This is a genomic window from Klebsiella michiganensis, from assembly GCF_002925905.1.
In the GTDB taxonomy this organism is placed as follows: Bacteria; Pseudomonadota; Gammaproteobacteria; order Enterobacterales; family Enterobacteriaceae; genus Klebsiella; species Klebsiella michiganensis.
Genome location: NZ_PRDB01000001.1, coordinates 147175 through 170391, shown reverse-complemented (window position 1 = coordinate 170391; position 23217 = coordinate 147175). Strand labels below are relative to the sequence as shown.

Genomic DNA, 23217 nt, shown 5'->3' with positions numbered 1-23217 from the left:
TTTTGCGCGCTGGTTTCCATAAGAATGAGTCTGTTTCAGCCGCTGAAATTTATCTTTCGTAGCGGCAAGCAAAGCCGTTGATGCGCAGGTGTTTGCGCTTTTTGGGACGGATATATTCCAGCCATTACGTTTCAGGGATGGCGGACCATGACGCAAAAAGGAACCCCCTCGACGCCACACGATGCGGTTTTTAAACAGTTTTTATCGCATCCCGAGTGCGCCAGGGATTTTATCGAGATTCATCTGCCCGCTTCGCTGCGCCAGCTGTGTAATCTGCAAACGCTCAAGCTGGAGTCCGGCAGCTTTATTGAGGCCGATTTGCGCGCCAGCTACTCCGACGTACTGTGGTCGCTGAAAACCCGCGACGGTGACGGCTATATCTATGTGGTGATTGAACATCAGAGCACGCCGGATGCGCATATGGCCTTCAGGCTGATGCGCTACGCGCTGGCGGCGATGCAGCGTCATCTGGATGCCGGGCATAAAACGTTGCCGCTGGTGGTGCCGATGCTGTTTTATCACGGCGCGAAAAGCCCCTATCCCTTCTCGCTTTGCTGGCTGGATGAGTTTACTGATACGCAGACAGCGCGACGACTTTATGCCGCCGCTTTCCCGCTGGTGGATATTACGGTGGTGCCGGATGACGACATTATGCAGCACCGGCGCGTGGCGTTGCTGGAGCTGATTCAAAAGCATATTCGCCAGCGCGATTTACTTGGCCTGGTGGAGCGATTAGCCGAGCTGTTGGTTAAAGGTTGCGCTAATGACAGCCAGTTGAAAGCGCTGTTTAATTACATGCTGCAGTGCGGCGATGCGCCTCATTTTGGTGAATTTCTTCACGAGGTCGAGCGGCGCGTTCCTCAACATAAGGAGGTACTCATGACGATTGCGGAAAGGCTACGGCAGGAAGGGAGACAAGAAGGCAAGTTGGAGGGCAAGTTAGAAGGTAAACAAGAGGGTAGACTAGAAGAAGCGTTGCGTATTGCCCGTTCACTTCTGGAGCAGGGGTTTGAGCGCGAGCTGGTGCAGGTGGCTTGCGAGCTGACGGATGACGACCTGAAGAGGCTGCAAACGCCGGTCGCAGCATCTCCTGGCCGATAATCGTCAGGCCGTTTTAACCCGCCGCCGCGAATCCATGGCGATCAGCACCACCGACGAGAGAATCAGCAGCGTGCCTAGCCAGTCCGGGAGAGTAAAAGTGATGCCGAGCAGCAGCAGGGAGAGCAGGGCGCTACTCAGCGGCTCCGCGCAGCTGAGGATCCCCGCCTTCGCGCCGCCAATCTTCTGCGCGCCGTTCAGATAGAGGCTGAAGGTCAGCGAGGTGCCGATTACCACCAGGTAGAAAAAGGCCAGCAGCAGGCCGCCGGTCACCACAAAATGGTTGCCCTGTCCGGCGTAGAACGGCAGCAGCATCGCGCCGCCGAGCAGCATGCTCCAGCCGACAATCGGCAGCGTGCCGTAGCGGGCAATCAGCGTCGAAGGATAAGTCGTATAAAAAGCGGCGGCAAACGCCGAAGCAATCCCCCAGAACAGCGCCGTGGGGGAAATCGACAGCGTCGTCGGGTTGCCGTGGGTCACCAGCAGGAAAGTGCCCGCCAGCGAGGTGGCGATGGCCGCGAGCACCAGCGGGCTGGGGCGCGTTTTGCGGGCGATGGCAAACCAGGCGACGATAATCGTCGGCGACAGAAACTGCAGCACCGTCGCGGTGGCGGCGTTGGATTGCTCGATAGTCATCAGAAAGGTGTACTGCACGGTAAGCGCGCCGAACAGCGAAAAAATCAGCAGACTGACGGCGTCTTTGCGGTTTTGCAGGACGCGGAAAATCTTATCGCCGTGGAAGAACGAGAGCATCAGAAGGATCAGGCCGGCGAACAGCAGGCGCGTCATGGTCAGAAACGGCGATGACATCTGGCTTTGCTGCATAATATATTGCGCACAGACGCCCGAGCTGCCCCACAGTACGGCGGCGATCAGTACGTTCAGCATCCCTTTTTTGCTGGAGCCCATCTTTCCCTCAGGTGAAAATAGCGCGAAAGCAGTATCATAGCATGAGCACGCGCGGGAAGCGGGGCAGGAAAGGGTAGTCGGAGTATTTGCGTGCCCCTTGCGGCGGAAGATCGTTGGGTTTGGCGATCTGACGCGTAAGCTTGTAGCGAGTTAGATCCCGTCGAAAAGAAAATCCATTGAAGCTTTAACGACTTCGCGCTGGTGATTCAGATTACAAACTTCTTCACCCAGAACACGATGTGGGATGCTGGCGAGTTCGTGAGTCATCACGACGTATTCTTCCCCTTCTACGGTGACAAGCGGTGTTAAACGATCGGCGCGTGGACCTTTATAGTTTTTCAGTGGAAACAGTGGAATCACGACCCGAGTATTGCGCTTGCCGATAATGTCACTCTGTACATCAAGGAGGTAAGGATACGCAGCAATTCGACCTGTATTCTTATAAACGTAATACTGCATATTTAGAACGTCCTGTATTCATCAGAGAGAAGTCCATTTTCCTCAGTTAAATTATTGAGGTAGTCGATTGCCTGGGCACTTTCTTTTTGCCAGCGGGCTATTTCGAGGCTGTGGATTTCGCTTTTTAGAGCGTTAGTCAACGTTAGAGACAGATTGATGCCGACCTCACGAGCCTGTTTAACCAGGCCTGGGTCCAGTGTCACGCTGACGTTCTGCTTATTGCGTTTTGCGGCTGGCATAGGGAATCTCCTGTGTAATCTACACGTGTAGATTACACAGAAATAAATAAACCCGCCATTCGGCGGGTTAAAAAAGATTCAATTTTTATGCGCCGGACGCGCCTCTTAGCTCAAATCAACGTTTTTACTGCCGAACAGCCAGGTCAGGGCGAAGCCGCACAGGTAAGAGACCGCCAGCCCGGCGGCATACACCGCCATTCCGGCGTAGATCCCGCTGCCGGAGGTCATCAGCGGCAGCGCCACCAGCCCGGACGGGCCAAATACCGTATTCAGGCCGACCGGTAGCCCCAGCCAGGCGATGAGCCCGAGGAAGAAACCGCCGCAGGCGCCGCCGAGGCAGGCGGTGATAAAGGGCTTCATGCGCGGTAGCGTCACACCGTAAATCAGCGGTTCACCGATGCCGAGAAAGCCGGGAATAATCGCCCCTTTAATCTGCGTGCGCAGCAGAGAACCGTGCTTCGCCCGCCAGAACAGCGCCAGCGCCGCACCAACCTGTCCGGCACCGGCCATGGCCAGGATCGGAAACAGCGAGTTAAACCCCTGCGCATCCACCAGCGCGAAATAGACCGGCACGAAGCCCTGATGGACGCCGAACATCACCGCCAGCAGGAACAGGCCGGCCAGTACCGCAGAGCCGAACGGGTTACCGTTAAGGTGCAGAAACAGCCATGACATCCCGGTGAACAGCCAGCCGCCGATAGGCATAATGACGGTAAAGGTGATCGCGCCCATGATCAGCAGCGTCACCGCCGAGGTGAGGATCATATCGAGGTTGGCAGGCATGATGCGGCGTACCTGTCGTTCCACCCACGCGCCGATAATCGCGGCGATAAGCACGCCGATAATATTGCCGCGCGGGTCAATACCGTGGCCGAAGAAGGTGGAAATCCCGGAATAGAAGCCGCTGGTGGCTTCCGGGTTATAGCCGAGAACAAACAGCGCAGCGATGATGGCCCCGTTGACCCCGGAGCCGCCGAAGGCTTTCTGGGCGTTATAGCCGATCAGGATACTCAGGAAGGTAAACATCCCTTTGCTGAACACCTTCATGTAGCCGATCAGCGCCATCAATGTCGCGTTCGGATGCGCGTTTTCGAGGACAAATATCTGCTCCGCCAGGGTCGCGAACCCCAACAGCAGGCCGACGGCGATAAAGCCGGGAATGAGCGGGGTGAAGATGGTGGCGAATTTCGCGAGGAATTTTTGAATACCGCTGGTTTGCTTGCTCTTCAGCGCCTGTTTCTTTTCGGCGGCGACATCGGCCAGCGATGGCGCATCCGCCGGGGCCTCTTCCAGTAACGCATTCATCATTTCCGCCGCGCTTTGCGCCTTGCCGGGCCCAAGGACGACCTGGAACTGTTCATCGCTAACGATCACCCCCATTACGCCGTCAATCTGGCGGATGGCGGCGCTATCGGCCCGTGATTCATCGCGCAGGGTCAGGCGCAGCCGGGTCATACAGTTGCCCGCCTGCGCGACGTTCCCGGCTCCGCCAACGTGCTGCAGGATCCGCGCTATCATCTCTTTATTTATTTTTGCCATTGCAGATTACCCGTGAGTCAGCGGTCAGGAGTGGCTCAGCGCCTTGCGGATATAGCCATTATTTTTTGCCAGCAGCGCCTGGGCATCCGCGGCGCTTAAATCAGCCAGCACCATCACAATCGCCGTTTTGCAGTGGCGATCGCAGGCTTCCAGCGCGCTCTGGGCGGTTGCGCGATCGCATTCGGTCGCTTCCATGACGATGGACACCTGGCGCTCGATAAGCTTGGCGTTGGTCGCTTCCACGTCCACCATCAGATTGCTGTAGACCTTGCCGATGCGGATCATCGCCCCGGTAGAAATCATATTCAGCACCAGCTTCTGCGCTGTGCCCGCCTTCAGGCGCGTTGAGCCGGTCACCACTTCCGGACCCACGACCGGCGTAATGGCGACGTCCGCCAGCTGGGCCATTTCGCCGTGCGGGTTACAGCTGACGATGGCGACAAAAGCGTTCTGGCTGTGGGCATACTCCATCGCGCCGATGACGTACGGCGTGCGTCCGCTGGCGGCCAGGCCGACCAGCACGTCGCGGCTGCTAAAGTTCAGGTTCTGCAGGTCCATCGCCCCTTGCGCTTTGTTGTCTTCGACGTTCTCTACGGCGCTCAGTATGGCTTTATGGCCGCCCGCGATAATGCCCACCACCTGCTCCGGGCGGGTGCCGAAGGTCGGCGGACACTCGCTGGCATCAAGGATCCCCAGACGCCCGGAAGTGCCCGCGCCAATATAAATCAGTCGACCACCCGCCTGCAGCGCCGCCGCGATCTTATCCACCACCTGGGCAATTTGCGGCAGATAGGGAGTGATGGCGTGAGCCACCTGCTGGTCTTCCTGGTTAATCACCGTCAGCATCTCTTCGGTGGTGAGGATATCAATGTTGGCGCTATTGGCGTTGCGGCGCTCGGTCAGCAGTTTGCTCAGGTCGATACTCATAGGAACCTCTTTATTCACGGTGGCGGGCAGTATAAGGAATTAATTATTCCTTTCCTGTGAAGGTTATCACGATTGGTGTTGAAGGAATAATAGGAGATTACAGTACTGACGGGAAAAAGAGGGGTAATATAATTGGAATATTTTATTACCCCGGAGGAGGTTATGCGATGGGGCGCGGCTTTTTCAGGCCAATCAGCAGCGCGGCCAGATAGCAAAGGGTCATCGCGAAGCTCATTTTGAGCATCGTTTCGCCGCCGAGACCGGCCAGCGGCGCGGCAATACCGCCGAACACAAACATCAGCGTGCCCATCAGGGCGGAAGCGGTGCCGGACTGGCGGGCGTGAATGGCGTTCATCGCTTCCGAGCCGGCAACGGTACTGATGCCGCTCATCATGGAAACGGTAAAAAACAGGCCGACCAGCGCCAGCGTCGGCTGCGGTAGCCAGGCGAAGAGCAGGGTGATGGCGGCAAACGCCACCGCCAGCAGCTGGCCGCCGCGCAGCAGGGCTTCGGCGCTGAAGCGGCGCGCCAGGCGGGAAAAGATCAGCGCCGCAATAATCAGCCCGATACCGTTAAGGCCGAATAGCAGGCTGAACTGCATCGCGCTCATGGCATATTCGCTCTGGATAACGAACGAAGACGAGCCGATATACGAAAACAGCCCGGCCATCATAAAGGCCTGAATCAGGCAGTAGCGCATAAAGCGGCGGTTTTTCAGCACCGGCGCATCAGCCTGCTGCCGCGTAGCCGAGGCGGCGCTTTTGGCCGGCAGCGTTTCGTGCAGCACCGTCAGGCTGAGCAGCAGCAAGACAACGCCGATCGCCGCCATTGCCCAGAACAGGATACGCCAGTCGAAGGCGGTGATGATCCAGCCGCCGAGTACCGGTGAAAGCACCGGCGCAATGCCGTTAACGGTCATCAGCAGGGCGAAAAACTGGGTCAGCAGCGTACCCTGATATCTGTCGCGGGCGATGGAGCGCGACAGCACCGAGCCGCCCGCGCCGGCGAAGCCCTGCAGAAAGCGCCAGGCGATCAGCATATGGATATCGTAGGTTATCGCGCACATCGCCGAGGAGAAGATAAACAGCAGCAGGGAGAGCGCCAGCGGCTTTTTACGGCCAATGCGGTCGCTCAGCGGGCCAAAAAACAGCTGTCCAAGGCCGAGGCCAATCAGCGCCGCGGTCAGCGAAAGCTGGGTCTGCGTGCCGGTGGCGCTGAGCTGCTGGGTTATTTCCGGCAGCGCGGGCAGATAGAAGTCGGTACACAGCGGCCCAATGGCGCTGAGCAAACCGAGAACCACGACCCAGGAGAGGGAAATTCGGGACATATCAACGGGCTCCTTGTCATCAAACCGGGCGTTGCCGCCCGGCAAAAGCGTTAGCTGGCGCCGCCTCCCAGCGACTGCCAGAGGGTAATGCGGTTTTCCAGATCCGTTTGCTGGAGGGAGATAAGCGTGGCCTGCGCCGACCACAGCGTTCGCTGGGCGGTCAGCACCGACAGATAATCTCCGACCCCGGCCTGATAGCTCTTCATCGCGATATTCAACGATTTCTGCTCCGCCGCGACGTATTTATTCTGCGCGTCCAGCTGTTCGCTGAGCGTTTCCCGGCGCGCCAGCGCGTCGGCGACATCCTTAAAGGCGCTCTGAATCGTCTTCTCATAGGTGGCGATCAGCCCCTTTTTCTCCGCTTCAGCATAGCGCAGCTGCGCCAGGTTGCTGCCGCCGGTAAACAGCGGCAGGCTGATGGACGGCGCGAATGACCACACCTGCATGCCGTGGCTGAACAGCGACGAGAGCGAGTCGCTGCCGACCCCGGCGCTGGCGGTCAGCGAGATGGACGGGAAGAAATTGGCCCGCGCCGCGCCGATATCGGCGTTAGCGCTCTTCAGATTATGCTCCGCTTCCTGGATATCCGGGCGGCGCAGTAGTACCGATGAAGAGACGCCCGCCGGCACCAGGGTGATACTCCGATCGCCAAGGCTTTCCAGCGTGCCGGGCAGCAGGCTATCCGGCACGGTTTCTCCGGCCAGCAGGTTGAGCGCGTTTTTATCCTGCGCCACCAGCGTGCGGTAGCTGGCGACGCTGGCGCGCGCCTGCTGATAAACGCTTTCGGCATCGCTCAGGTCGCCTGCCGAGGCGGTGCCGACTTCCATCTGGCGGGTGACGATGCGGCGCGAGTTCTCCGCGCTGGCCATGGTGTCCTGCGCCAGCGCCAGATTGCTGTTGTCCGCGGCGAGCGTTATCCATGCGGTGGTCAGATCGGCGATCATCGTCAGACGCGTATTCTGGGCGGTGAATTCGCTGGCAAGCCAGGTTTCCCGCGCCGCGCGCGTCAGGCTTTGGTTCTTGCCAAACAGATCCAGCTCGAAGCTGGAAACCGCGCCGTCGGCTTCCGCTGACGAGGTGAGGCCGCTGGCCACCGTTTTACTGCGGGTATGGCTCAGCTCGGCGTCGAGGGTCGGAAACAGCGAGGCGCGGGTTTCGCCAAACTGGGCGCGCGCGGCTTCAATATCGGCCAGCGCTTTCTGCACGTCGCGGTTGCTGGTCAAGGCGATGTTCACCACTTTTTTGAGGCGAGCGTCATTCACTACCTGCTGCCAGTCGCTGACTACCGCGGTTGCCTCGCCGTGGCTACCCGGCAGGGTCGCCGGGACAGGCGCGGCCGGACGTTCATAGTGCGGGTCGAGAGAGACGCAGCCCGCCGTCAGGAGCGCAACAAAAACTAAGGTAAAACGAAACATAACTTACTCCTGAGAAGAACGATGGCGGGTGAAGAAACGTTTCACCAGCACAAAGAACAGCGGCACGAAGAACACCGCCAGCAGCGTTGCGGTCAGGGTGCCGCCGATAATCCCGGTACCGATCGCCACGCGGCTATTGGCCCCGGCTCCGGTGGCGATCGCCAGCGGCAGCACCCCGGCAATAAACGCCAGCGAGGTCATCACAATAGGGCGTAGACGGGTCTGCGCGGCGCGCATGGCGGCACGCGACAGGGAGTAGCCCTCTTCCACCGCCGATTCAGCGAATTCGACGATCAGAATGGCGTTCTTCGACGACAGGCCGATGGTGGTTAATAGCGCCACCTGGAAGTAAACGTCATTGCTCAGACCGCGCATCCACGCCGCCAGCGCCGCGCCGAGCAGCCCAAGCGGGATCACCATGATCACCGAGAACGGTACCGACCAGCTCTCATACAGCGCCGCGAGGCACAGGAAGACCACCAGAATCGAGATAGCGTAGAGGCTCATCGCCTGGCCGCTGGCGAGTTTTTCCTGCAGCGACATGCCGCTCCACGCCCAGGTGGTACCGGCGGGCAGGTTATTGGCTAAGGCCTCCATCTTGTCCATTGCCGCGCCGGAGCTGAAGCCGCTGGCGTTCTCACCCTGGATTTCAAAGGCGGCGGAACCGTTGTAGCGCACCAGGCTTTCCGGACCGTATTGCCAGCGGGTGGTGGCGAAGGCGGAGAACGGCGTCATGCTGTCGTCGCTGCCGCGCACAAACCATTTACCGAGGTCGGACGGCACGGCGCGGGCGTCGCTTTCGCCCTGGATATAGACCTTCTTCACGCGACCGCGATCGATAAAGTCGTTAACGTAGGTCCCCCCCCAGGCGCTGGAAAGGGTATCGGTGACATCGCTTAACGACAGCCCGAGCGACACGGCTTTGTTATTATCGATATCCACCTGCAGCTGCGGCATTTGCGGCAGATCGTTGGCGCGTACCGACTGCAGCTCGGTACTTTGATTCGCCGCGGCCAGCAGCTGGCTGCGCATTTTCATCAGGCTATCGCGATCGGTGCCGCCGCTGGCCATCAGTTCGAAGGTGAAGCCGTTGCTCTGCCCCAGGCCATCTACCGACGGCGGGGTCATGGCGAACAGGGTGGCGTCGCGAATGCCGCCGAGCTCTTTGGTGGCGCGCAGGGCGATGGCCTGAGCGGTATTTTCTTCGCCTTTACGTTCGGACCAGTTTTTCAGCGACACGAAGGCCATCCCGGCGTTTTGTCCGCTGCCGCTAAAGCTAAAGCCGTCGACGGTAAAGATCACGTCGGTATTGGCTTTCTCTTTCGTCAGGAACCAGTCGGTGACCTGGCGGCGAACCTCGGCGGTACGTACCGCCGTCGCCCCGGCGGGCAGCGTGTACTGGACCATGATTTCGCCCTGATCCTCCGTCGGCAGGAAGCTGCCCGGCAGTTTCCACATCGCCAGCGCCATGCCGCCGCAAATCAGGACAAAAGCGCCCATCATCATCGCCGAGCGGCGCAGGCCGCCAACAACACGATGCTGATAGCCCTGCTCGGTGCGTCCCCACAGGCGGTTAAAGGCGCCGAAGAAGCCTTTGGTATGCGGTTTAGAATGGCTCAGCAGCGCGCCGCACAGCGCCGGGGTTAGGGTTAAGGCGACCACCACGGAGAGCATCATCGCCGAGATAATGGTCACCGAGAACTGGCGATAAATCACCCCGGTTGAGCCGCCGAAGAAGGCCATCGGCAGGAACACTGCCGAGAGCACCAGGGCAATGGCGATCAGCGCGCCGGAGATTTCGCCCATCGATTTTTCGGTGGCTTCGCGGGCGGGCAGCCCCTCGTCGCGCATGATACGCTCGACGTTTTCCACCACCACGATGGCGTCATCCACCAGCAGGCCTATCGCCAGCACCATCGCAAACAGCGTCAGGGTGTTGATGGAGTAGCCGAACAGCGCCAGCACGCCGAAGGTGCCCAGCAGCACGACCGGAACCGCCACCGCCGGGATCAGCGTGGCGCGGAAGTTTTGCAGGAACAGATACATCACGCAGACTACGAGGATAATCGCCTCGAACAGCGTCTGAATCACATCCTCCACCGAGATTTTGATGAACTCGGTGCTGTCTTTCGGGTAGGCGATATCGTAACCCTGCGGCATCTGACGCTGGAACTCGGCAATCTTGTTTTTCACCAGCGTCGCGGTATTCAGGGCGTTAGCGCCCGGCGCCATCATCACCGCGATCCCGGCAGCCGGATGGCCGTTGAGATTGGCGGAGGCGGTGTAATCTTCGCTGCCCATCTCAACGCGGGCGACGTCGCTCAGGCGCACCACCGAACCGTCGCTCTTGCTCTTGACGATAATCTCTTTGAACTGGGCGACGGTTTGCAGCCGCGACTGGGCACGCACGGTGGCGGTCAGCTGCTGCGCGTTGGAGGCGGGTAGCGCGCCGATTTTACCGGCGGACACCTGCACGTTCTGCGCCTCAATGGCCGATTGCACATCGGATGGCATCAGCGAATATGAGGCCAGTTTGGTCGGGTCCATCCAGATGCGCATGGCGTATTCCGCGCCGAACACCTGCAGGCTGCCGACGCCTTCAATACGCGCCATCGGATCCTGCATGTTGCTGACCAGCCAGTCGGAGATGTCGGAGCTGGTGGCTTTGTTGTTTTTGTCATACACCGCGAGGATCAGCAGGAAGCTGCTCTGCGATTTCTCCACCGTTACGCCGGACTGCTGAACTTCGCTCGGCAGACGGGATTCCGCCTGCTGCACTTTGTTCTGCACCTGAACCTGGGCGGTATCCGGATCGGTACCCTGCTCAAAGGTGACGGTAATGCTGACCGAGCCGTCGGAGCTGCTGGTGGATGTAAAGTAGAGCAGGTTGTCCAGTCCGGTGAGCTGCTGCTCAATAACCTGGGTGACGCTGTTTTCCAGGGTTTCCGCAGAGGCCCCGGTGTAGGTGGCGGAGATTTTTATCGCCGGCGGGGCGACGTCAGGATACTGGGCGACCGGCAGGGTGCGGATAGCCAGAATCCCGGCGAGCATAATCAGAATGGCGATAACCCAGGCGAAGACCGGGCGTCGCACGAAGAAACGGGAGAACATCAGGCGTTGCCTCCGTCATTTTTGACTTCGGCGGCTTTGACCTGCTGGCCCGGCGCCACTTTGCCGGTTCCTTCGACAATCAACCTGTCGCCGCTCTTCAGGCCGTTGACGATAAGCCATTTGTCGCCGTAGGTTTCGCCGGTTTCCACGCTGCGCTGTTCAACCTTGTTATTAGCGTCAACCACCAGCGCGGTGGCATCGCCTTTGGCATCGCGGGTGATGCCCTGCTGCGGGGCGAGGATCGCATCGTTCATGATGCCTTCGTCTATGCGGGCGCGAACGAACATCCCCGGCAGCAGCACGTGCTGCGGATTGGGAAAGACCGCGCGCAGCGTGACCGAGCCGGTCGATTCATCCACCGCCACTTCGGTCAGCGCCAGGCGACCTTTTTCGCTGTAGGTGCTGCCATCTTCAAGAGTCAGGGTGACGTTAAGGGTATCGCTGTTGCTTGCCAGGCTTTGCTTACGCAGGCGCAGCAGATCGACGCTGGATCGGGTGAGATCGACGTACATCGTATCCAGGCCGCGGATCGTCGCCAGCGCGGTATCCTGATCGGCGGACACCAGCGCGCCCGGCGTGACGGAAGAGATCCCGATGCGCCCGGCAATCGGTGCGGTCACGGTGGTCCAGTTCAGGTTGATGCGCGCGCTTTCCAGCGCCGCTTTTTTCGACTCGACGCTGGCCTTATCCTGGTTACATGTCGCTATCGCGTCATCGGCGTCCTGACGGGAGACGCCGTTATCTTTGACCAGCACCGCGTAGCGCTGGGCTTTTTGGCAATCGGCGATGACCAGCGCCTGGGCCTGTTTTAGCGATGCGGCGGCTTCGTTAAACGTCGCGCGATAGCTTGACGGGTCGATTTGGTACAGCGCCTGTCCGGCTTTGACCATATCGCCCTCGGTAAACAGGCGTTTTTGCACGATCCCGCCGACCTGCGGGCGCACTTCGGCGCTAAGCGAGGCGGTGGTGCGTCCGGTCAGGCTGCTCACCACAGGGACAGGCTGGCCGTGCAGGGTAACGACACCCACTTCCTGCGTCATCTGCTGCGGGGAAGCGTTTTGCGCATTATCGCACCCGCTAAGGAGAAATAATGCTGCTGCGATGGGGGCTAAAGTATATTTCATTATATTTTCTCAGGATGAACGACGTCCGCCCCGCAAATTCACTGGCGGGGTGATGGGCCGGGCGATGATGCATCTCCGGGCAAGCACAAATAACCCAATGGGAAATAAATATTCCTGTTTGCAGTAAATAACTCGGTGAATACCGCTATTGATTAAGCGGTTTTTCCGAGATTTTCCCGTGCGGCGAATACGGCATCAGACGGCGGTTACAGGCTCTGAACCGAGCGATAACGCCTGCTACAGGGCATTACTTGTGGGGTTCTCCATGGTTTTTGGTTTTGAGAATGATCGTTCTCATTTTTCCCCATTATACGTCTGTACCGAATGATGGGAAGGTTTTTTACACAAAATTTAGTGCAGGGAATTTAGTCAGGAAATAATGGAGAAAAAAAGGATATTTTGTGAAAGTAGGGTGGTGAATGGTCTGTGAAAAATAAAAGATGGAGATAATCAATGACATTAATAATAACAGAGAACATTAATCCCGCCGATCAAGAAGAGCTGCTGGCGGGGCTACGGGAATACAATCTGCGCTTTCTGGACCCGGCTCAGTTCGGCGAGCTGGGCGTTTATTCACGCGATGACGCTGGCGCGATGCGCGGCGGGTTGATCGGCAAACGCAAGGGCAGCTGGCTGTGTATTGAATATCTGTGGGTCAGCGAAGCCTCGCGCGGCAGCGGCCTTGGCAGCGAGCTGATGTATGAAGCGGAAAACCAGGCGCGGGCGCGCGGCTGCAGCCACGTGCTGGTGGATACGTTCAGCTTTCAGGCGCTGCCGTTTTATCAGAAGCTGGGCTATCAGCTGCAGATGTCGCTGCCGGATTTTCCGCACGTGGGCATGCAGCGCCACTATTTATCGAAAGTATTGTAAACCTGGCTTCAGGAGACCCTCCCGGAGGCGGCGCTGTGCGCCTGACAGACGGCTGTAAACCTGTAGCCCGGTCAGCGCAGCGCCACCGGGAAGGAAATAGTGCGGATGCAGATTTGAACCCCCAAACCCCCGGAGCGCACGGCCCTGTAGCCCGGCTAAGCGCAGCGCGAGCCGGGGGAATTAGCCGCCGATCCCCCGGCCTATCAGCGCCAGGGCGTGGCTGACAATCATCTTCCGGTCTACCGATTGCAACCGCGGATCGGTGTGGGTGCGGGAAAACGGCACCAGCACCAGGCTTATCAGGGTGGTAAACAGCAGCTCCGGGGAGAGCGCCGGATTAAGCTTACCCTCCCGCTGCCAGCGGCGCACCGTCTCCAGCATCTTGTGGTACTTCTCATCGCCAAAACGCGCGTGCATATGCTGGCGCAGCACCGGCATCTCGCCGATGATCTCCTGCATCCACAGCGGCGCGAACCACGCGTTTTTCTCCGCCATGGCCGCCAGGGTTTCAATAAGCAGCGTAAAAGCGGTGACCGGATCGTCGCCGTGCGCGACAAAAATTTGTCCGATCTCGCTGCGTAGCGGCATAAAGCGCTCTTCGACCAGCTTTTCCACCAGCGCTTCGCGCGAGCTGAAATAGTAGTGCAGCATCGCGGGCGTTACCCCCGCCTCTTTGGCGATGGCGTTCAGCGAAATGAGGGCGATCCCGTGGCGCGCAAACAGCGCCAGGGCAATATCCATCAGCTGTTCGCGGTTGGCGGAGCCGGATTTCTGCCCGCGCGGGCGACCGGGACGACGCGGGGCTTCGTTGTCTTTTTGTGCTGACATCCTGTGGCTATCCCTTGACCAGATTCATCATTTCCCTAAATATTAATTATGCATTTAATTAATTTCAAGCGAGTGATGCTATGACATCTGAAATCGCCAGCCAACCGGCGGTGCCCTCGATCCGCCTGCTCTTCAGCGCCCTGCTGCTGGTGATGCTGCTCTCGGCGCTGGATCAGACTATCGTTTCCACCGCGCTACCGACCATCGTCGGCGAGCTCGGCGGGCTGGATAAGCTTTCCTGGGTGGTCACCGCCTACATCCTGAGTTCGACCATCGCGGTGCCGCTGTACGGCAAATTCGGCGATCTGTTCGGGCGCAAAATCGTTCTGCAGGTGGCGATTGTGCTGTTTCTTGCCGGTTCCGCCCTCTGCGGCCTGGCGCAAAATATGACCCAGCTGGTGCTGATGCGCGGCCTGCAGGGGCTGGGCGGCGGCGGCCTGATGGTGATCAGCATGGCGGCGGTGGCTGACGTCATCCCGCCGGCGAATCGCGGCCGCTATCAGGGTCTGTTCGGCGGCGTCTTTGGCCTGGCGACGGTAATCGGGCCGTTAATCGGCGGCTTCCTGGTGCAGCACGCCTCCTGGCGCTGGATTTTTTACATCAACCTGCCGCTGGGGCTGTTTGCGCTGCTGGTGATCGGTGCGGTTTTTCACAGCAGCAACAAGCGCAGCCAGCACCAGATCGACTGGCTGGGGGCGATTTACCTCAGCATGGCGCTGCTGTGCATCATCCTGTTTACCTCCGAGGGCGGCAGCGTCCGCGCGTGGAGCGACCCGCAGCTGTGGTGCATCCTGGCGTTTGGCCTGGTCGGGATCGTCGGCTTTATTCATGAAGAGCGGCTGGCCAGCGAGCCGATTATTCCGCTCTCCTTATTCCGCAACCGCAGCTTTTTGCTGTGCAGCCTGATTGGCTTTGTTATCGGCATGGCGCTGTTCGGCTCGGTGACCTTCCTGCCCCTCTATTTGCAGGTGGTCAAAGAGGCGACGCCGACCGAGGCGGGCCTGCAGCTGATCCCGCTGATGGGCGGCCTGCTGCTGACCTCGATCGTCAGCGGGCGCATTATCAGCCGCACCGGCAAGTATCGCGTATTTCCGATTATCGGCACCCTGCTGGGGGTCGTCGGCATGGTGCTGCTGACGCGCATCACCATCCACTCCGCGATGTGGCAGCTGTACCTGTTTACCGGCGTGCTGGGGGCGGGCCTGGGGCTGGTGATGCAGGTGCTGGTGCTGGCGGTACAGAACGCGATGCCCGCGCAGATGTACGGCGTGGCGACCTCCGGGGTCACGCTGTTTCGATCGATTGGCGGTTCCATCGGCGTGGCGCTGTTTGGGGCGGTGTTTACTCACGTGCTGCAAAGCAATCTCCAGCGCCTGCTGCCGGAAGGCGCGCAGCTGCCGAGGACGCTGAACCCGGCGGCGGTACAGAATCTCCCGGCGGAGATCCGCCTCGATTATCTGGATGCCTTCGGGTCCGCTATCCATGCGGCGTTTCTGATGGCGGCCTGCATTATGGCGGTGGCGTTTGCCCTCTCCTGGCTACTGAAAGAAGCGCCGCTGAAAACCGGCACACGCTAGACGGCGGCGGCAATACGCAGCAGCGCCCGACGCAGAGCCGGCGCGGCGAAATCGATAAATTTACGCAGCTTAAGCGGAGCCAGATCCCGCGAGGTGTACAGCAGGTGCACCGGTGCAGGCTCTGGTTCCATCGCCTGCAGGAGCAGCTTCAGCTCGCCGCGGGCCAGGCCGTCGATCGCCTGGTAATGCAGCAGGCGCGCCACGCCGGCCCCCAGGCGGGCGGCGTCGGCGGCGCTCTCCGGCGTGGTCAGCGACAGCACCGGCTGCAGCGCCACCAGCCGGTCCTCCGCCTCTTCGGCGTTAAAGCGCCAGCCGCGATAAGGCATCGGCGATTCAATACGAATGATCGGTAGCGCGGCCAGCTCGCGCGGGCGTTCGGGTATGCCGTGTTTTTCCAGCAAAGCCGGGTGCGCGCAGGTCACAATGCGCATCTCGCCCAGCCGGGTGGCCACCATCCCGCTGTCCGGCAGCGTGCCGATACGCACCGCTAAATCAATATGATCGCCCACCAGATCGGCGTTGCGGTCGCTAAGCAGTAAACGGACGCGAATCTGCGGGTAGCGGGCGAGAAAATCCGTCACCACCGGCAAAACATGCTGACGACCGAACATGGTTGGGGCTGAGAGAACCAGTTCGCCTTTTGGCTCCTGATATTCGCCCGCCGCCTGGCGCTCGGCGTTCTCCACCTCTTCGAGAATGCGCCGCGCGGCGGCGACATAATCGACGCCGGCATCGGTCAGCGTCAGCTTGCGGGTGGTGCGGATCATCAGGCGCACGCCGAGGGTATTTTCCAGTTCGCCAATCTGGCGGCTAACGGTGGTCAGGGGCATATTCAGCGCCCGCGCCGCCGCCGACATGCTGCCGAGTTCGGCCACTTTCACCAGCAGCGCCATCGCGCTGAGTCGGTCCATAATTATCCCGTTTTACGGAAAGATGATTGTCATATTGCCACTATTATCTTTTCTGTCAGCACAGTCCATGATGAGTTACGCCGCAACGCATCGGGAGGACCTATGCCAGCAGAATTTCTTGATATCGCCATGACGCCGGACGTGATGGATGTCCAGCATGAAATGGGCAGCGATGAGCTGTGGCAGTCGCCGCATCGCCAGCGCCGGGGTGAGCGCTTCGGCGCCAGCGAGGAGGCGATGATTGCCACCCGCGACAGCTTCTATCTGGCCACCCTTTCGCAAACCGGCTGGCCCTATATTCAGCATCGCGGCGGCCCGGTGGGCTTTCTGCATCTGCTGGATGAAACCACCCTGGCGATGGCGGATTTTTCCGGTAATCGCCAGTACATCACCACCGGCAACCTGCGCGGCAGCGATCGGGCCTGTCTGTTTTTGATGGATTACCCGCGCCGTGCCAGGCTGAAAATCTACGCCACCGTAGAGGTTGTGGCGGTGGATGCCGACCCGCAGCTGCTGGCGCAGGTCGCGCCGGAGAACTATCGGGCCCGGATTGAGCGCATCTACCGTTTCCACTTACAGGCTTTTGACTGGAACTGCCCGCAGCATATTACCCCCCGCTACACCGCCCGGCAGGTGGCGGAGTATAGCCAGACGCTGCAACAGCGTATTGACGAACTGGAGCGGGAAAATCAGCGCCTGCAGCAGCTTATATACCCAAAATAATTCGAGTTGCTTAAAGGCGGCAAGGGAGTGAGTCCCCAGGAGCATAGATAACTATGTGACTGGGGTGAACGAGTGTAGCCAACACATAAGCAACTTGAAGTATGAAGGGTATTCATACAGGAGATTCATGATGACCGAACAACGTCCGCCTCTGCCGCCGTTCACCCGCGAGAGCGCCGCACAAAAAGTCCGTGCCGCTGAAGATGGCTGGAACAGCCGCGATGCCGCTAAGGTCGCGCTGGCCTATACCGTCGAGAGCGAATGGCGTAACCGCAGCGAATTTGTTCACGGCAGAACGCAGATTATCGACTTCCTGCAGCGGAAATGGCGTAAAGAGCAGGAGTACCGGCTGATTAAGGAACTGTGGGCGTGGAGCGATAACCGTATTGCGGTACGCTTTGCCTATGAGTGGCACGACGACAGCGGCAACTGGTTTCGCTCCTACGGCAACGAGAACTGGGAGTTTGATCGGCACGGCCTGATGCAGACGCGCTACGCCTGCATCAACGATCTGCCCATCACCGAGAGCGAGCGTCTGTTTCACTGGCCCCTGGGCCGTCGCCCGGACGATTACCCGGGGCTGAGCGAGCTGGGGCTGTAAGGCGCGTCCCCGTTCTGCGCAGCGAGCCTCACCGTTGAAGAGATCCCCGGAGGCGGCGCTGCGCACCTGTCCGGGCTACTCGATTGCAGCCGACGGTGAACCCGTAGCCCGGGCAGGCGCATCGCGCCGCCCCCGGGAGAAAGGGGGAAGATGATTTTATTTCCGGTTGCGGTTTTTGCGTTTAAAACCCCAGCACAAAGTCGTTATAGTTTCAGACGAAAAAATAATAACGATTTCTATGGACTGACGGGGTGATAACAATGAAATTGCGTTTACGGACAGCCGCCGCCGTGGTGCTGGCGGGCCTGCTGCTGGCGGGCTGCGACCAGAAGGGCAGCGATGCGAAACACATTAAAGTCGGCGTGATTAACGGCGCGGAACAGGATGTGGCGGAAGTGGCGAAGAAAGTGGCTAAAGAGAAATATGGCCTCGACGTGGAGCTGGTGGGCTTTAGCGGCTCGCTGCTGCCGAATGAGTCCACCAACGCCGGCGATCTGGACGCCAACGTCTTTCAGCACCGCCCGTTCCTCGAACAGGATAATAAAGCCCACAACTATCGCCTGGTGGCGGTGGGCAACACCTTCGTCTTCCCGATGGCGGGCTACTCGCGCAAAATAAAATCCGTCGCCGAGCTGAAAGACGGCGCGACCATCGCCATTCCGAACGACCCGACCAACCTGGGCCGCGCGCTGCTTCTGCTCCAGCAGGAAAAGCTGATTACCCTCAAAGCGGGCACCGGCCTGCTGCCGACGGCGGTTGATATCATCGACAACCCGCATCACCTGAAAATTATGGAGCTGGAAGGAGCACAGCTGCCGCGCGTCATCGACGACCCGAAGGTCGACGTGGCGATCATCAGCACTACCTACCTGCAGCAGACCGGCCTCTCCCCTGTACGCGACGGCATCTTTATTGAAGATAAAAACTCGCCCTATGTGAACATCATCGTGACCCGCGAAGACAACAAAGACGCGGAAAACGTCAAAGCGTTTATCCAGTCCTACCAGTCACCGGAGGTGGCGAAGGCGGCGGAGACGATCTTTAACGGCGGCGCGGTGCCCGGCTGGTAATCACTCACACAAGGAGACGTGGCGATGACCCGGCAACGCCAGGCTGATTTGCTGCTCATAGCCGCGACGGTTATCGCCGCCTGCGGATGGATTTTTTCCCGGGAAGCGATTGCCGGCATGCCGGTTTTCGCTTTCCTCGGCCTGCGCTTTTTCTTCGCCGCGCTGCTGCTGCTGCCTTTCTGCCGCGGCCTTCGCGTCGAGAGGCAGCAGTGGCCGCGCATGATTATCAGCGGCCTGTGGTTTGCGCTAAACCTGTGCCTGTGGATCTACTCGGTATCAACGACCCCATCGCTGGGCGAAGGGGCGTTTATCATGAGCCTGTCGATGCTGTTCGTGCCGCTTACCGCATGGGTGATGATGAAGGCGCGGCCGGCGCGGGCCTACTGGGAGTGCCTGCCGATCGCCATTGTCGGCCTCGGATTGCTCAGCCTGCATATGCCGATTGCGTTTCACCCCAGCCAGGGCTGGTTCCTGTTGACCGCGCTGGTGCAATCGATCTGGTTTTGCTACACCAGCAAAAGCGCCCGCGAGGTGCCGCTGATACCGCTGACCACCGTGCAGCTCGGCATTACCGGCATTGTCGGACTGGGGATCTCCGCCGCCGTTGAAAGCTGGACTCAGCCGTTTACCCTGCCGACCTTCGGCTGGCTGCTCGCCAGCATCGTTATCGCCACCAGCCTGCGCTTCGGCCTGCAAATGAAGGGGCAGAAGTACGCGGCGGTCGCCAGCGCGGCGATTATTATGGTGCTGGAACCGCTGCTCACGGTGATTGCCGCCGCGCTGTGGTACGGCGAACAGCTACCGCTGCAGAAAATTATCGGCGGCCTGCTGATCCTCGTCGCTCAGCTGTGGTTCCGCTGGCGGATGCTGAAGCCGCTACGCTAAACCGGTGCGCCGCTGCGCCATCAGATGCAGCAGCGGCACCAGCGATAGCCCGTCCGGCATCTCGCCGCGGGCGATCAGCTGGCCTATCTCTTCGAGGGTAAACCAGCCCGTTTCCATCACTTCATCCTGATCTTCATCCATTCCCACCCAAGTCAAATCGTGGGCCAGCCAGGTAATAAACAGCTGGTCGCTGCTGCCGTAGGAGGGGTTATAGCGGATAATTTCGTCGGCGCGCTGCGCCTGCCAGCCGGTCTCTTCCCGCAGCTCGCGCAGGGCCGCCGCGCGCGGGTCTTCGCCTTCATCGACGCCGCCGGAAGGAATCGCCCACACCACCCGATCGATCAGGTAACGGTAGTGGCGAATCAGCAGCACTTTGTCATCCTGCATCGCCACAATCCCCACCGCCGGGCGAGGATAGTGAATGGAGTAAAAATCCCGCCGATCGCCGGGGGCCATATCAATTCCGACCTTGCGCATGCTGAACCATGGGGTGTCTGCCAGAACCTCGACATCGTGCATATCGGCGGAGGTGAGTTTCTTTTTCATCGTAGCCACTGTTCCTCAAAGTTGAGCGTTCAGCACACCATAGCCGGGAGCCGATGGCAACCGTCGCAGATTGGCCCGATTTCATCGTTCATTGCCCAAACGCCCATATTGCGCCAGGCTTGTGGGACGTACGATGTTCAGCAGATAACCGCGAAGAGGAATGAACATCATGAAAATCACCCATGTGCGTAATGCTACCCAGCTTATTGAATATGCGGGTAAAAAGTTTCTGATTGACCCGATGCTTTCAGCCAAGGGCGCCTGGGCGGGCTTTGCCGGTACCGCGCGCAGCGAGTTGCGTAACCCGCTGGTGGAACTGCCTTTTTCCATCGAAACGATCGTTGACGTGGATGCGGTTATCGTCACCCACACTCATCAGGATCACTGGGACGAGGCGGCGATCGCCGCGATCCCCAAAACCCTGCCGGTTTATGTCCAGCATGATGCCGACGGACAGCTGCTGCGCGGCCAGGGCTTTTGCGATATTCGTCTGCTCTCTGAGGACAGCGCGTTTGCTGACGTTGCGCTGGTGAAAACGACCTCGGGCCAGCACGGCAGCGACCGCACTTATGCGGTGCCGGCAATGGCCGAGCGCCTGGGCGAAGCCTGCGGCGTGGTGCTGCGCCATCCGCAGGAGAAAACCCTATGGCTGGTGGGGGACACTATCTGGCGCGATGCAGTGGAAGCCGACATGCTCAGGCTGCGCCCTGACGTGGTGGTGCTGAATGCCGGGTATGCGCACGTCATCGGTTTTGGGCCGATCATCATGGGCAAAGAGGATGTGCTGAAGGCGCACTTCGTCCTGCCGGAAGCCAAAATCGTCGCCAGCCATATGGACGCGGTGAACCACTGTCTGCTGAGCCGCGATGAGCTGCGCCAGTACGTGGCTGACAATCAGATTGCCGAAGCGGTCAGCATCCCGCAGGATGGGGAAAGCATGGTCTTTTAGAAGCGGAGCGGGCGATGAAACTCACGGAAGTGGCGATTGTGGCGGTGGACGGGTTTAGCCCGTTTCACTACTCGGTGCCCTGTATGCTGTTTGGCGATACGGTCTCGGAAACCAAACGCTTTAACCTGCATATTTGCGCCGAACGGCCGGGGCTGCTCAGCGCCCGCGACGGCTTCGCGCTGAACGCCAGCGGCGATTTTTCCCTCCTGGCGCAGGCGGATATCGTGGTGGTGCCTTACTGGGGGGCGGTGAATCAGCGCCCACCGCAGCCGCTGCTTGACGGCCTGGTTCGCGCGCGCAATAACGGTGCGCAGATCGTCGGCCTGTGCCTCGGGGCGTTTGTACTCGGCTACGCCGGGCTGCTGGACGACAGGCGCGCGGCGACCCACTGGGAGTTTGAGCAGGATTTTCAGCGCCTGTTTCCACAGGTGCGGCTGGATATCAACGCGCTGTACGTTGACGATGAGGGGATTATCACCTCGGCGGGCACCGCGGCGGCGCTCGACTGCTGTCTGTATCTCATTCGCCAGCGTTTTGGCAGCCTTGTCGCCAATCAGATCGCCCGGCGGATGATCGTCCCGCCGCACCGTGAGGGCGGCCAGGCGCAGTTTATCGCTCAGCCGGTACCCAAAAACACCCGCGACGCGCGGATAAACGGCCTGCTTGAGTATCTCCAGCAGCACATCCGCGAACCGCATAATCTCGACTCGCTGGCGCAGGTGGCGGCGATGAGCCGCCGAACCCTGACCCGCCATTTCGCCAAAGCGACCGGCATGGGCATCGCCGACTGGCTGGCCGCCGAGCGCCTGCGGCGCAGCCAGATCCTGCTGGAGGCCGGGGATTTACCGGTCGGGCAGGTGGCGGAGGAAGTGGGCTATCGCTCCGCCGTAACCTGGCGCCAGCAGTTTAAAGCGCGCTTTGGCGTCAGCCCGGCGGAGTGGCGGCGCACTTTTCGTCGCGGGGCTTAGCTGCCGAGCGTGGCGCTGTCGATGACGAAGCGGTATTTCACGTCGCCTTTAATCATCCGCTCCCAGGCCTCGTTAATCTGGTCGCCGCGAATCAGTTCAATATCAGCGACGATACCGTGCTCGGCGCAGAAATCGAGCATCTCCTGGGTTTCCGGGATGCCGCCGATCATCGACCCGGCAATTGACCGGCGGCGGAAGATCAGATTAAACACTTCCGGCGAGGGATGCGGCGTGGCGGGCGCGCCCACCAGCGTCATGGTGCCGTCGCGTTTGAGCAGGGTGGTGAAGGCATCGAGGTTATGCGGCGCCGCCACGGTGTTGAGTATGAAGTCGAAGCTCTTCAGGTGGGCGGCCATTTCGTTTTCGTTGCGCGAGACCACCACTTCGTCCGCGCCCAGCTCCCGCGCCGCGTCACGCTTGGATTCCGAGGTGGTAAAGGCCACCACGTGGGCGCCCATGGCGTGGGCCAACTTGATGCCCATATGCCCCAGCCCGCCAATGCCCACGATGCCGACTTTTTTGCCCGGTCCGACGTTCCAGTGGCGTAGCGGCGAGTAAGTCGTGATGCCCGCGCACAGCAGCGGCGCGACGGCGGCCAGCTGCTCTTTGGGATGGCGGACGCGCAGCACGTAGCGCTGATGCACAACGATCTGCTGGGAGTAACCGCCGAGCGTGTGGCCGGGCGCGTCCTGCGTCGGGCCGTTATAGGTGAGCACCATACGATCGCAATAGTTTTCCAGCCCGTCCCGGCACTCCTCGCACTCTTTACAGCTGTCGACCATACAGCCGACGCCCACCAGATCGCCAACGGCGTGGCCGGAGACCCGGCTGCCTACAGCGGTCACCCGGCCGACGATTTCATGGCCCGGCACGCAGGGATAGAGCGTCCCTGCCCACTCGGAGCGGGCCTGGTGTACATCCGAGTGGCAGACGCCGCAATAATCAATGGCGATCTGCACATCGTCCGGCCCCGGTTCGCGGCGGGTGATGGCCATAGACCCCAACGGCTGGCTGGCCGAGTTCGTTCCAATAGCGTTGATCTGCATAGCAAAACCTCTTCTACATAACGGCGTTGAATAAAACGGAGGGGGGAGAGCGTTTTTTGAGCGGCAGGATCAAGCGTAGCCTGGTTGAGGCGCGA

General features: G+C 60.0%; 22 protein-coding genes. 9 read left to right on the top strand and 13 right to left on the bottom strand.

Annotated elements, in window-relative coordinates; genetic code table 11:
- Positions 1–147 precede the first annotated feature (147 nt).
- Positions 148–1101, top strand: coding sequence for an Rpn family recombination-promoting nuclease/putative transposase (locus CDA56_RS00830; RefSeq protein ID WP_032751828.1), 954 nt, complete (start codon positions 148–150; stop codon positions 1099–1101).
- Positions 1102–1104: 3 nt separating this feature from the next.
- Here CDA56_RS00830 and CDA56_RS00825 read toward each other — a convergent pair whose 3' ends face one another.
- The 9 genes from CDA56_RS00825 to CDA56_RS00785 all read right to left on the bottom strand — a co-directional run bounded on the left by CDA56_RS00825 (position 1105) and on the right by CDA56_RS00785 (position 12148).
- Positions 1105–2007: a DMT family transporter gene (locus tag CDA56_RS00825; RefSeq protein ID WP_009654083.1), complete on the bottom strand. Its 903-nt coding sequence runs from the start codon at positions 2005–2007 to the stop codon at positions 1105–1107.
- Between the two features lie 150 nt (positions 2008–2157).
- On the bottom strand, positions 2158–2466 hold the full coding sequence (locus CDA56_RS00820; protein WP_014227299.1) for a CcdB family protein: 309 nt from the start codon (positions 2464–2466) through the stop codon (positions 2158–2160).
- Between the two features lie 2 nt (positions 2467–2468).
- Positions 2469–2705: a type II toxin-antitoxin system CcdA family antitoxin gene (locus CDA56_RS00815; protein WP_102803532.1), complete on the bottom strand. Its 237-nt coding sequence runs from the start codon at positions 2703–2705 to the stop codon at positions 2469–2471.
- A 105-nt stretch (positions 2706–2810) separates the two neighbouring features.
- Positions 2811–4244 carry a PTS N-acetylmuramic acid transporter subunit IIBC gene (gene murP / locus CDA56_RS00810; RefSeq protein ID WP_032718833.1) on the bottom strand — a complete coding sequence of 478 codons (1434 nt, stop codon included), beginning with the start codon at positions 4242–4244 and terminating at the stop codon, positions 2811–2813.
- Between the two features lie 24 nt (positions 4245–4268).
- Positions 4269–5171, bottom strand: coding sequence for an N-acetylmuramic acid 6-phosphate etherase (gene murQ, locus CDA56_RS00805; RefSeq protein ID WP_103814437.1), 903 nt, complete (start codon positions 5169–5171; stop codon positions 4269–4271).
- A gap of 160 nt (positions 5172–5331) precedes the next feature.
- A complete protein-coding gene (locus CDA56_RS00800; RefSeq protein ID WP_014227296.1) occupies positions 5332–6498 on the bottom strand; it encodes a multidrug effflux MFS transporter in 1167 nt (388 codons plus the stop codon).
- A gap of 50 nt (positions 6499–6548) precedes the next feature.
- Complete coding sequence (locus CDA56_RS00795) at positions 6549–7913, bottom strand: efflux transporter outer membrane subunit (protein ID WP_014839827.1); 1365 nt, start codon at positions 7911–7913, stop codon at positions 6549–6551.
- Positions 7914–7916: 3 nt separating this feature from the next.
- Positions 7917–11024 (bottom strand): multidrug efflux RND transporter permease subunit EefB, encoded by a 3108-nt coding sequence (gene eefB, locus CDA56_RS00790; RefSeq protein ID WP_049078925.1) that lies wholly within the window; start codon positions 11022–11024, stop codon positions 7917–7919.
- A complete protein-coding gene (locus tag CDA56_RS00785) occupies positions 11024–12148 on the bottom strand; it encodes an efflux RND transporter periplasmic adaptor subunit (RefSeq protein WP_014227293.1) in 1125 nt (374 codons plus the stop codon). The genes eefB and CDA56_RS00785 overlap by 1 nt, the downstream gene beginning before the upstream one ends.
- A 453-nt stretch (positions 12149–12601) precedes the next feature.
- Here CDA56_RS00785 and CDA56_RS00780 point away from each other — a divergent pair, with 453 nt between their 5' ends.
- Entirely contained in the window at positions 12602–13018 is a 417-nt protein-coding gene (locus CDA56_RS00780; protein ID WP_103814439.1) for a GNAT family N-acetyltransferase, read from the top strand.
- A 180-nt stretch (positions 13019–13198) separates the two neighbouring features.
- On the opposite strand, the gene CDA56_RS00775 is transcribed toward CDA56_RS00780, so the two are convergent.
- Entirely contained in the window at positions 13199–13846 is a 648-nt protein-coding gene (locus tag CDA56_RS00775; protein ID WP_103814442.1) for a TetR/AcrR family transcriptional regulator, read from the bottom strand.
- An 80-nt stretch (positions 13847–13926) separates the two neighbouring features.
- On the opposite strand from CDA56_RS00775, the gene CDA56_RS00770 reads away from it, so the two are divergent.
- Positions 13927–15423 (top strand): MDR family MFS transporter, encoded by a 1497-nt coding sequence (locus CDA56_RS00770; protein WP_025107592.1) that lies wholly within the window; start codon positions 13927–13929, stop codon positions 15421–15423.
- Here CDA56_RS00770 and CDA56_RS00765 read toward each other — a convergent pair.
- Positions 15420–16334, bottom strand: a complete 915-nt coding sequence (locus tag CDA56_RS00765; protein WP_014227289.1) for a LysR family transcriptional regulator — start codon at positions 16332–16334, stop codon at positions 15420–15422. The genes CDA56_RS00770 and CDA56_RS00765 overlap by 4 nt on opposite strands.
- A gap of 102 nt (positions 16335–16436) precedes the next feature.
- On the opposite strand from CDA56_RS00765, the gene CDA56_RS00760 reads away from it, so the two are divergent.
- From CDA56_RS00760 to CDA56_RS00745, 4 genes are all read left to right on the top strand, one after another.
- On the top strand, positions 16437–17057 hold the full coding sequence (locus CDA56_RS00760; RefSeq protein ID WP_025107593.1) for a pyridoxamine 5'-phosphate oxidase family protein: 621 nt from the start codon (positions 16437–16439) through the stop codon (positions 17055–17057).
- Positions 17058–17187: 130 nt separating this feature from the next.
- Positions 17188–17658 (top strand): nuclear transport factor 2 family protein, encoded by a 471-nt coding sequence (locus CDA56_RS00755; protein ID WP_064357605.1) that lies wholly within the window; start codon positions 17188–17190, stop codon positions 17656–17658.
- Positions 17659–17918: 260 nt separating this feature from the next.
- The gene (nlpA, locus tag CDA56_RS00750) at positions 17919–18728 is read left to right on the top strand and encodes a lipoprotein NlpA (protein ID WP_025107595.1); all 810 of its coding nucleotides are present in this window, start codon (positions 17919–17921) and stop codon (positions 18726–18728) included.
- A gap of 24 nt (positions 18729–18752) precedes the next feature.
- The gene (locus CDA56_RS00745) at positions 18753–19613 is read left to right on the top strand and encodes a DMT family transporter (protein WP_025107596.1); all 861 of its coding nucleotides are present in this window, start codon (positions 18753–18755) and stop codon (positions 19611–19613) included.
- Here the strand turns inward: CDA56_RS00745 and CDA56_RS00740 are convergent.
- Positions 19605–20159, bottom strand: a complete 555-nt coding sequence (locus CDA56_RS00740; RefSeq protein WP_025107597.1) for an NUDIX hydrolase — start codon at positions 20157–20159, stop codon at positions 19605–19607. The genes CDA56_RS00745 and CDA56_RS00740 overlap by 9 nt on opposite strands.
- Before the next feature lie 169 nt (positions 20160–20328).
- On the opposite strand from CDA56_RS00740, the gene CDA56_RS00735 reads away from it, so the two are divergent.
- Both CDA56_RS00735 and CDA56_RS00730 read left to right on the top strand, forming a co-directional pair.
- Positions 20329–21108: an MBL fold metallo-hydrolase gene (locus CDA56_RS00735; RefSeq protein WP_025107598.1), complete on the top strand. Its 780-nt coding sequence runs from the start codon at positions 20329–20331 to the stop codon at positions 21106–21108.
- Positions 21109–21122: 14 nt separating this feature from the next.
- A complete protein-coding gene (locus tag CDA56_RS00730) occupies positions 21123–22076 on the top strand; it encodes a GlxA family transcriptional regulator (RefSeq protein ID WP_032751845.1) in 954 nt (317 codons plus the stop codon).
- Here CDA56_RS00730 and CDA56_RS00725 read toward each other — a convergent pair.
- Positions 22073–23122, bottom strand: a complete 1050-nt coding sequence (locus CDA56_RS00725; RefSeq protein ID WP_103814444.1) for an NAD(P)-dependent alcohol dehydrogenase — start codon at positions 23120–23122, stop codon at positions 22073–22075. The two genes, CDA56_RS00730 and CDA56_RS00725, sit on opposite strands and share 4 nt — an antisense overlap.
- Between the last annotated feature and the right edge of the window lie 95 nt (positions 23123–23217).

Bases quoted from the DNA above. Each gene is read 5' to 3' on its own strand.
- CDA56_RS00830 (WP_032751828.1), top strand. From the start codon at position 148: ATGACGCAAAAAGGAACCCCCTCGACGCCACACGATGCGGTTTTTAAA.
- CDA56_RS00825 (WP_009654083.1), bottom strand. From the start codon at position 2,007: ATGGGCTCCAGCAAAAAAGGGATGCTGAACGTACTGATCGCCGCCGTA.
- CDA56_RS00820 (WP_014227299.1), bottom strand. From the start codon at position 2,466: ATGCAGTATTACGTTTATAAGAATACAGGTCGAATTGCTGCGTATCCT.
- CDA56_RS00815 (WP_102803532.1), bottom strand. From the start codon at position 2,705: ATGCCAGCCGCAAAACGCAATAAGCAGAACGTCAGCGTGACACTGGAC.
- murP (WP_032718833.1), bottom strand. From the start codon at position 4,244: ATGGCAAAAATAAATAAAGAGATGATAGCGCGGATCCTGCAGCACGTT.
- murQ (WP_103814437.1), bottom strand. From the start codon at position 5,171: ATGAGTATCGACCTGAGCAAACTGCTGACCGAGCGCCGCAACGCCAAT.
- CDA56_RS00800 (WP_014227296.1), bottom strand. From the start codon at position 6,498: ATGTCCCGAATTTCCCTCTCCTGGGTCGTGGTTCTCGGTTTGCTCAGC.
- CDA56_RS00795 (WP_014839827.1), bottom strand. From the start codon at position 7,913: ATGTTTCGTTTTACCTTAGTTTTTGTTGCGCTCCTGACGGCGGGCTGC.
- eefB (WP_049078925.1), bottom strand. From the start codon at position 11,024: ATGTTCTCCCGTTTCTTCGTGCGACGCCCGGTCTTCGCCTGGGTTATC.
- CDA56_RS00785 (WP_014227293.1), bottom strand. From the start codon at position 12,148: ATGAAATATACTTTAGCCCCCATCGCAGCAGCATTATTTCTCCTTAGC.
- CDA56_RS00780 (WP_103814439.1), top strand. From the start codon at position 12,602: ATGACATTAATAATAACAGAGAACATTAATCCCGCCGATCAAGAAGAG.
- CDA56_RS00775 (WP_103814442.1), bottom strand. From the start codon at position 13,846: ATGTCAGCACAAAAAGACAACGAAGCCCCGCGTCGTCCCGGTCGCCCG.
- CDA56_RS00770 (WP_025107592.1), top strand. From the start codon at position 13,927: ATGACATCTGAAATCGCCAGCCAACCGGCGGTGCCCTCGATCCGCCTG.
- CDA56_RS00765 (WP_014227289.1), bottom strand. From the start codon at position 16,334: ATGGACCGACTCAGCGCGATGGCGCTGCTGGTGAAAGTGGCCGAACTC.
- CDA56_RS00760 (WP_025107593.1), top strand. From the start codon at position 16,437: ATGCCAGCAGAATTTCTTGATATCGCCATGACGCCGGACGTGATGGAT.
- CDA56_RS00755 (WP_064357605.1), top strand. From the start codon at position 17,188: ATGACCGAACAACGTCCGCCTCTGCCGCCGTTCACCCGCGAGAGCGCC.
- nlpA (WP_025107595.1), top strand. From the start codon at position 17,919: ATGAAATTGCGTTTACGGACAGCCGCCGCCGTGGTGCTGGCGGGCCTG.
- CDA56_RS00745 (WP_025107596.1), top strand. From the start codon at position 18,753: ATGACCCGGCAACGCCAGGCTGATTTGCTGCTCATAGCCGCGACGGTT.
- CDA56_RS00740 (WP_025107597.1), bottom strand. From the start codon at position 20,159: ATGAAAAAGAAACTCACCTCCGCCGATATGCACGATGTCGAGGTTCTG.
- CDA56_RS00735 (WP_025107598.1), top strand. From the start codon at position 20,329: ATGAAAATCACCCATGTGCGTAATGCTACCCAGCTTATTGAATATGCG.
- CDA56_RS00730 (WP_032751845.1), top strand. From the start codon at position 21,123: ATGAAACTCACGGAAGTGGCGATTGTGGCGGTGGACGGGTTTAGCCCG.
- CDA56_RS00725 (WP_103814444.1), bottom strand. From the start codon at position 23,122: ATGCAGATCAACGCTATTGGAACGAACTCGGCCAGCCAGCCGTTGGGG.